Raw genomic sequence first — 8,151 nt, 5'->3', positions numbered from 1 at the left:
TTGCGATTCGATCTCATGACACACCCTCCTGGTCCGTTAGGATATATGGTGTGTCCTCAAAAGTGAAGATAGCTCAAGAGAAGGCAAATCCCCCCCTGTCCCTCCTTCGCAGTTCTTCCCTTGTCCCCTCTCCCTCCGGGAGAGGGGCGGGGGTGAGGGCATCGCCATCTGCGCCGCTATCCCTTCGTGGCCCCCCCCTCACCCGCCCTCCGGGCACCCTCTCCCACAGGGCGAGGGAAGCCAACCAGTCAACGTGCCCCTGCCTCGCTGAACGAGGCTAAGAAAAGGGGTATTCCCGGGGGCATAGTATAACGGTTGTCATACATTCTCCTAACTGACCGTACTTTCGTACCATTCTTCGCTTGTACCTCCTTCCCTATTCCCTGCGGCATACCCCTCATGAGAAGCAGAACCCTTGCTTCGCCACCATAACGTCCCGATTCCACACCATTTCCTTCTCTGCAACCCTCTTGGCATCGCCGATGCTATGTACCGGTCATGGGCGACACGTCGCCGACCATCTCAGAGGGGAGAAACATCATGTTCTGGCTAGAGTTCGTAGTGGTACTGGCAGCTATCTTCGTCGGAGCCCGGCTGGGCGGCATCGGGCTGGGCGTCATGGGGGGCCTGGGCCTCGCGGTCCTCACCTTCCTGTTCCACCTGCAACCGACCGCGCCCCCCATCGACGTGATGCTGATGATCGCTGCGGTGGTAACGGCCGCCGGCGTGCTGCAGGCGGCGGGCGGGCTGGATTACCTGGTCTCACTGGCGGAAAGGATCCTCAGGAACAACCCGGATCGGATCACCTTCTTGGGACCGATGGTCACCTACTTCTTCACCCTGTTCGCGGGGACCGGCCACGTCGCCTACTCGGTGCTCCCGGTGATCGCCGAGGTGGCGCGCGAAACCGGCGTCCGCCCGGAACGCCCCATGTCGATCTCGGTAATCGCCTCGCAACAGGCCATCACCGCGAGCCCCATCGCCGCCGCGACCGTGGCGCTCTTGGGGCTTCTCGGCGGCTCGGCCGCAAAGTTCGGCTTCAACGTGGAACTGATCGACATCCTCAAGGTCTGTATCCCCTCCACCCTGATCGGCGTCCTCATCGCCGCCTTCGTCTCCAACAAGATGGGCAAGAACCTGGACCAGGACCCGGAATACCAGCAGCGCCTCAAGGACGGACTGGTCCCGCCGCCGCGCAACGCCCAGGCGGACAGCGCCAAGGTGAACGAGGCGATCCGCAACACGCCGGCGAGCGCCAAGGTGGCGGTGGCCCTGTTCCTGGTGGGCACCATCCTGGTGGTCCTCTTCGGCTCCTTCCCGCAGATGCGCCCCGAGTGGAGCGTGGGGAGCGACACCCGCGTCAGCCACATCGTGGTGAAGAGCGAGGCCGAGGCCAAGCAGGTGCTGGCACAACTGAAATCCGGCGGCAACTTCTCCGACGTCGCCAAACAGTGCTCCATCGATGCCAGTGCGGCGACCGGCGGCGACCTCGGCTGGCAGGCCAAGGGGAAGATGATCCCCGAATTCGAGAAGGCCTGCGCCAAACTTAAGAAGCCGGGCGACCTGACCGAAGTGATCAAGAGCCCGTTCGGCTACCACATCGTGAAATTCGACGACAAGCGCCCCGCCCAGAACAAGGAGAAAATGGGGATGCCGCACGTGATCGAGATCGTCATGCTGACCATCGCCGCACTCATGCTGCTTCTGTGCAAGGTGAAGGTCTCCCGCGTGGTCGAGGGGAGCGTCTTCATCGCCGGCATCCAGGCCGTCATCGCCATCTTCGGCATCGCCTGGATGGGCGACACCTTCTTCCAGGGGAACATGGATCTGTTGAGCGGCTCCATCAAGGGGATGGTCACCACCGCCCCGTGGCTGTTCGCCTTCGCGCTCTTCGTCCTCTCCATCCTGCTCTACAGCCAGGCCGCTACGGTCCGCGCGCTCATGCCGCTGGGGATCAGCCTGGGCATCCCGGCACCGTTCCTGATCGCCATGTTCCCGGCGGTGAACGGCTACTTCTTCATCCCCAACTACCCGACCGTGGTCGCCGCCATCAACTTCGACCGCACCGGCACCACCGGCATCGGGCGCTACGTCCTGAACCACAGCTTCATGATCCCGGGGCTGGTGGCCACCTTCTCGTCCATCGGGATCGGGTTCCTGCTGGTGAAGCTGATGTTCTAGGGAAGCAACCGCTACGCTCCCTCCCCATTCCCCTCGCCCCCCGGGAGAGGGTGGCCGTAGGCCGGGTGAGGGTGATGCCATAGGCGCCCTCACCCCGACCCTCTCCCGGAGGGAGAGGGGGCATGGATAGACACTATAAAAACAATTTCCTTTCAAGGGAGTAACAAAACAATGAAAACAAATACCGCCGCATTGAAGAGACTGAGCGCCGCCACTATGGAGAACCGCAACTGGCTCATGGAGCAGTTCCCCCCCTATTTCTTCATCGCCATGAAGGACGAACCCGAGGCGATGGCCATGCTGGAGCGAGAGATGGGGAGCCTCGCCGGCAACCGGCGCCTGGTGCTCTCGGACCGCGACAAGTGCCTGATCCAGGCGCTCCCCAACGTGCCGGGCTCGCTCTACGACACGCTGCGCCGCATCCCGGAACGTGAGATCTCCTACGCCATGATCGCCCACTCGGAAAGCCCGCTCCCCGGCAGCGACCGCACCCTGGAAATCCAGCGCTTCGAGTTCGACAGAAAGAGCACCAAGGAGATCCAGGAAGGGGGCGACGTGGTCATCCCTGCGGGGATCCGCGCCAAGATCGCCTCCTCGCTGCGTCAGAGCTACCCGGACTTCGTCATGTCCGAACTGGATCGCCTCTTGCGCATGCTCTGGCTGAACAACGAGAAATACGTGCGCATGGCCTGGCCGGAGCGGGTGGCCCAGGTGCTCAACCTGTACCAGAAGGGTGTCAAGGCGGGCGGGCTCTACCTGGACGTCGAGGAGATGGAGGGGGGGCGTGAATCGCGCATCCACTTCGCGGTGGGCAACCCGCCGCAACACGACTTCCTGCTCCAGGTAATGGAGGTCTTCAACCGCCTCGACCTCGGCGTCAACCGCGCCTACTGCCTCACCATCTCCAACGGCACCCACCCCTACTTCCTGGGGACCTTCTACGTGCGCCGCCGCGACGGCCACGTGCTCTCCCGCGGCAGCGAACTGTTCAGCCGCCTCCAGGACGAACTGTGCAACACCCAGATCCTCGCCACCACATCGAACGCCTGCCGCGAATTCGTCACCAAGGGAACCTTCAGCGGCAGGGAGGGGTCGCTCATCAACGCCTTCATCGCCTTCACCCACACCAACCTGGCGCACAACCAGCCGGACCGCTTCGGCCTGGACGACGTGAAGAGCGCTTTTTTCTCGCACCCGGAGATCGCCCTGCAACTGGCCGAGCTGTTCGCGGTCCGCTTCGACCCCGCCGTGGCCGAGCGCGAGGCCCGCTACGCGGCCAAGCTGGAGGAGACCGAGCGGGTGGTCTCCGACTACAACACCGGGCACCGGTATCTCGACGAGGTGCGCCGCGCCATCTTCCGCTGCTGCCTCATCTTCATCAAGCACACCCTGAAGACCAACTTCTACGTCCTTGAGAAGCAGGCGCTCGCCTTCCGGCTCGCCCCCTCCTACCTGACCGAACTCGGGAGCGACTTCACCGCCGACCTCCCCTCCGCCCTCCCCTTCCGGGTCACCTTCTTCTTCAGCCGCTTCGGGTTCGGCTACCACATCGGCTTCTCTGACATCGCGCGCGGCGGCTGGCGCACCGTCATCGCCAGAAACGGCGACGACTTCATCACCAACGCCAACACCATCTTCCGCGAGAACTTCGTCCTCGCCCACACCCAGCACCTGAAGAACAAGGACATCTACGAGGGGGGCTCGAAGCTGGTGCTGATCCTCGACGCGGGAGACCTGCAGAGAACCGGCGAGCGCGACCAGGAGCTCTTACGCCTGTACAAGCTGCAGTACGGCGTCGCCAACGCCTTTTTGGACATCTTCGTCACCGACCAGGGCGTGGCCAGGCTCCCGGCGGTGGTGGACTACTACCGCGAGGACGAGCCGATCGAACTCGGACCGGACGAGAACATGCACGACGCCATGATCGAGAGCATCGCCCGCATCTCCAAAGAACGCGGCTACCTCTTGGGCATCGGCATCATGTCCAGCAAGAACGTGGGGATCAACCACAAGGAGTTCGGGGTCACCTCGACCGGCGTGGTCCGCTTCGCCGAGATCACCATGGCGGACCTGGGCATCGACATGGTGCACGACGCCTTCAGCGTGAAGTTCACCGGCGGCCCCAACGGGGACGTGGCGGGCAACGCCATGCGCATCATGCTGGAGCGCTACCCGAGGATGCAGGTCCGCCTGATCCTGGACGGCACTGCGGCACTGTTCGACCCGCTGGGCGCGCGCCACGGCGAGCTGTCCCGCATCATCCTGAAGGAGGACCTGGACGGCTTCGACCCGCAGGCGCTGCACGAGGGGGGCTTCATGCTCTTTAGAAGCGGCAGCCGTACCGAGGGGCTGAAGACCCTGTACCGCAAGGTGACCATGGGGAGCGACGGCCTCGCCGAGCAGTGGATCTCCATCGACGAGTTCTCGCGCGAGTTCGGGGACGTGGTCTTCACCACCGAGGCCGACCTCTTCATCCCCGGCGGCGGCCGCCCGGAAACCATCGACGCCGGCAACTGGGAGCGCTTCTTCCTCCCCGACGGCACGCCGTCGGCGCGCGCCATCATCGAGGGGGCCAACTCCTTCATCACCCCGCAGGCGCGGACCCTGCTGCAAAAGCGCGGCGTCATCATCATGCGCGACGCCTCGGCCAACAAGTGCGGCGTGATCTCCTCCTCCTACGAGATCATCGCCAACCTGCTCATGAAGGACAGCGAGTTCCTGGCCGAGAAAGAGGAGTACGTGGCCGGCGTGATCTCCATCCTGGAGAAACGGGCCGCCGACGAGGCGCGGCTGATCCTCAAGCGCCACCGCCAGAGCCCCAACCTTCCCTGCACCGAGATCTCCGACGCCATCAGCACCGAGATCAACGGTCACTACGCGCGCCTGTTCCGCTTCTTCCAGGGCAGGCCGGAGCTTCTGGGACAGGCGCCGTTTCGCCGGGTCGTCCTGGCGCACCTCCCCGCGCTGGTGGCGGAGAAGGCGCTCTACCGGCGCAGGATCGGGAACCTGCCCCAGAAGTACCTGTGCGCCATCCTGGCCGCGGAACTGGGCTCCTCCATGGTGTACCGCGGCGACCAGGAGACCGAGTTCGAGGACATCCTGAGGCTGCACATCGCCCGCAACTTCACCGCCTGAATACGGCCTACCTTCACCGCAGTCCCTCATCGCCAGTTGTAATTTCCAGGACACGCCGCAGCTCCCCCCTCCCGTCAAGGGAGGGGGAGCCCAGATCACGATCTTTCCTGGATTTCCTGGTGGTTAGACATCTAGCAGCCCGCCGGCAACGGCGGGCTCATCCGTTTGTGCATCGTGTTTTTGCTGGTATTATCATGAAGTTGCGCGCGGCCCGGGAAACCGGGCCTCAACATTTCGGGCCAATTGCCGATGAGGAGCGCATCGCACCAATCCTTCGGAGGCATGCAGTGTCTTACCTCAACGGCCCACATCCCCACCCACGCAACCGCTCGGCGGCGGTGCGCTACAGCGCCATCCTGCTCGTAACCTTCCTGGTGGTGTTCGGGCTGATCGTGTGGTTCACCGAAGGGAACAACCTGAAGGCCAAGCAAAACGACCTGGCCAGCAGGGCCAAGACCTTCACCGGGTCGCTGCAACTCACCTTGGAAGGGGACGCGAGCTACCTGGGGCTTTTGGCCCTGGACCGCGCCGCCGGGAAACTATCCTCCCGCCTTTTCCAGGAACGCGCCGGGCAATACGTGCAGGCACACCCCCAGTTGATCAACATCACCTGGGTCGATGCCGAGTTCTATATCACCGACGTGGCGCCGCTGTTGCACAACCGGCAGATCGTCGGGCTCCAGTTAAACCTCCCTGAACCGAAACGCGCCTCCGCCCTCGCCAAACAGCTGCGCAAGCCGGTCTACACCCGCCCCTTCGAGGCCATCCAGGGGAGCCCCTCCTTCGAGGTCTGGGTTCCCGTGTTCCGCGGCGATACCTTCCTCGGGCTCTTCGGAGGCATCTATTCCTGCAACGACCTCCTGCAGCAACTGGTCGCGCATGCCCAGCCGCACCTTTACCACTTGAGCCTCATCGACCAAAGCGGCCGCCTACTGGCGACCATGCCCCACGCCGAGGCCCTGGACCGCAGTTTCGTCAGGGAAAGCGCGGTCACCCCCCCAGAGAGCGGGGTGATGCTGCGGGTGACCCGCTACCAGGGGCGCAGCGACTGGCGCCTGTACCTGTTGAAGGCCATCTCGCTGCTGCTGGTCATGGGGATGTCGTACACGCTCTACAACCTGAAGCTGGAGATTGAGGAGCGCAAGCACGCCGAGGAGGAGATCAAGAAGCAGGCCGCGCTCTTGGAGCAGGAGATCACCGAGCGCCAGGCGGCCCAGGAATCGTTGCAGGAGCAGGCGGCACTTTTGGAGGAAGAGGTCACCGAACGCTGGCAGGCGGAGGAGGCCTTAAGGGAGAGCGAGGAGAGGCTGCGGCTCCTGCTTGATTCCACCGGCGAGGCGATCTACGGCATCGATGTCGATGGCAAGTGCACCTTCTGCAACCGGGCCTGCCTCAGGATGCTGGGCTATGAAAGAGACTCCGAGCTCTTAGGCAAGAACATACACGACATCATGCACCACAGCTACCCCGACGGCCGGCACATGCCGCAAGAGGAGTGCGGCGCCCACGGCGCCATGCTGCAGGGCAAGGGGAGCCATGCGAACGACGAGGTATTCTGGACCTCCGACGGCAGCAGCTTCCCGGTGGAGTACTGGTCCTATCCCCAGGTGAAGGGAGGCAAGGTGGTGGGCGCGGTCGTTGCCTTCATCAACACCACGGAGCGCAGGCACCTGGAGGAACAGTTCCGCCAGTCGCAGAAGATGGAGTCCATCGGTCGGCTGGCGGGCGGAGTGGCGCACGACTTCAACAACATGCTGAGCGTCATCTCCGGTGCGGCGGAACTCTCCAAGCGCAAGCTTGAGGACGGCGAGTCGATCGACCAGTACCTGGAGCTGATCATCAACGCCGCCAGGCGTTCCAGCGACATCACCCGGCAGCTGCTCGCCTTTTCCCGCAAGGAGGTGGTCTCTCCCAAACCGGTGCAGCTGAACCGGCTCATCGAGGACTCCCTCAAGATCCTGACCAGGCTGATCAGCGAGGACGTGAAGCTTTCCTTCCATCCCGCGCCGGAGCTCTGGAGCATCATGATCGCCCCCTCGCAGGTGGACCAGATCCTGATGAACCTGGCGGTGAACGCGCGCGACGCCATGCCCGACGGCGGCAACCTCGCCATCGAGACAGCCAACGTCCGGCTCCCCAGCCACTACGCCTACCTGCACCCGGAGGCGAGGCCCGGGGAGTACGTGCAGCTCGCGGTGAGCGACACCGGGCACGGCATGGACAAGGCGACCGCGGCGCACATCTTTGAACCCTTTTTCACCACCAAGGGGCAGGGCAAGGGGACCGGCTTGGGGCTGTCCACCGTGTACGGCATCGTCACCCAAAACGGCGGCTTCATCAACGTCTACAGCGAGCCGGGCCAGGGGGCCGTGTTCAAGATCTACCTGCCCCGCCTCCAGGAGAGCCCGGCGGCGGCACCGGGGGAGCGCACCGAGGAGGGGCGCCTTTCCGGGACGATCCTGCTGGTCGAGGACGAGGAGATGCTTTTGTGGCTCACCACCAGGCTGCTGGAGGAGATGGGGCTCAAGGTGATCCAGGCGCAGAGTCCCCTGGATGCGCTGAAGATCAGCCGGGAGCGCGGCGGCGAGATCGACCTGGTCCTGACCGACGTGGTGATGCCCGAGATGAACGGCAGGGAGTTGGCGGAGAGTATCCACGCCGCCCTGCCGGAGATGAAGGTGCTCTTCATGTCGGGTCACACCTCGGACAACGTGATCCAGCGCGGCGTAATAGAAGCGGGCATGGAGTACATCCAGAAACCGCTGGAGATGGAAAAGCTCAAGGGAAAGATCTCGCAGATGCTGGCGGAGCGGCAAAAAAGGTGAGGCACAGGGA

Annotated in this window: 3 protein-coding genes; all 3 read left to right on the top strand. The window is 63.8% G+C overall.

What is annotated here, in order from left to right; translation table 11 throughout:
* The first annotated feature begins 540 nt into the window (after window positions 1-540).
* The 3 genes from JFN90_RS11570 (at window position 541) to JFN90_RS11560 (ending at window position 8,141) form a co-directional block, all read left to right on the top strand.
* Window positions 541-2,181, top strand: a complete 1,641-nt coding sequence (locus tag JFN90_RS11570; protein ID WP_199395267.1) for an anaerobic C4-dicarboxylate transporter — start codon at window positions 541-543, stop codon at window positions 2,179-2,181.
* Window positions 2,182-2,352: 171 nt separating this feature from the next.
* Window positions 2,353-5,316, top strand: a complete 2,964-nt coding sequence (locus JFN90_RS11565) for an NAD-glutamate dehydrogenase domain-containing protein (RefSeq protein ID WP_199395266.1) — start codon at window positions 2,353-2,355, stop codon at window positions 5,314-5,316.
* Between the two features lie 287 nt (window positions 5,317-5,603).
* Window positions 5,604-8,141 carry a hybrid sensor histidine kinase/response regulator gene (locus JFN90_RS11560; RefSeq protein WP_328755595.1) on the top strand — a complete coding sequence of 846 codons (2,538 nt, stop codon included), beginning with the start codon at window positions 5,604-5,606 and terminating at the stop codon, window positions 8,139-8,141.
* The last annotated feature ends 10 nt before the right edge of the window (window positions 8,142-8,151 follow it).

Origin of the sequence: Geomonas propionica, from assembly GCF_016458235.1 — a bacterium.
GTDB classification, from domain to species: domain Bacteria; phylum Desulfobacterota; class Desulfuromonadia; order Geobacterales; family Geobacteraceae; genus Geomonas; species Geomonas propionica.
This window is presented reverse-complemented; position numbering and strand designations above follow the sequence as displayed.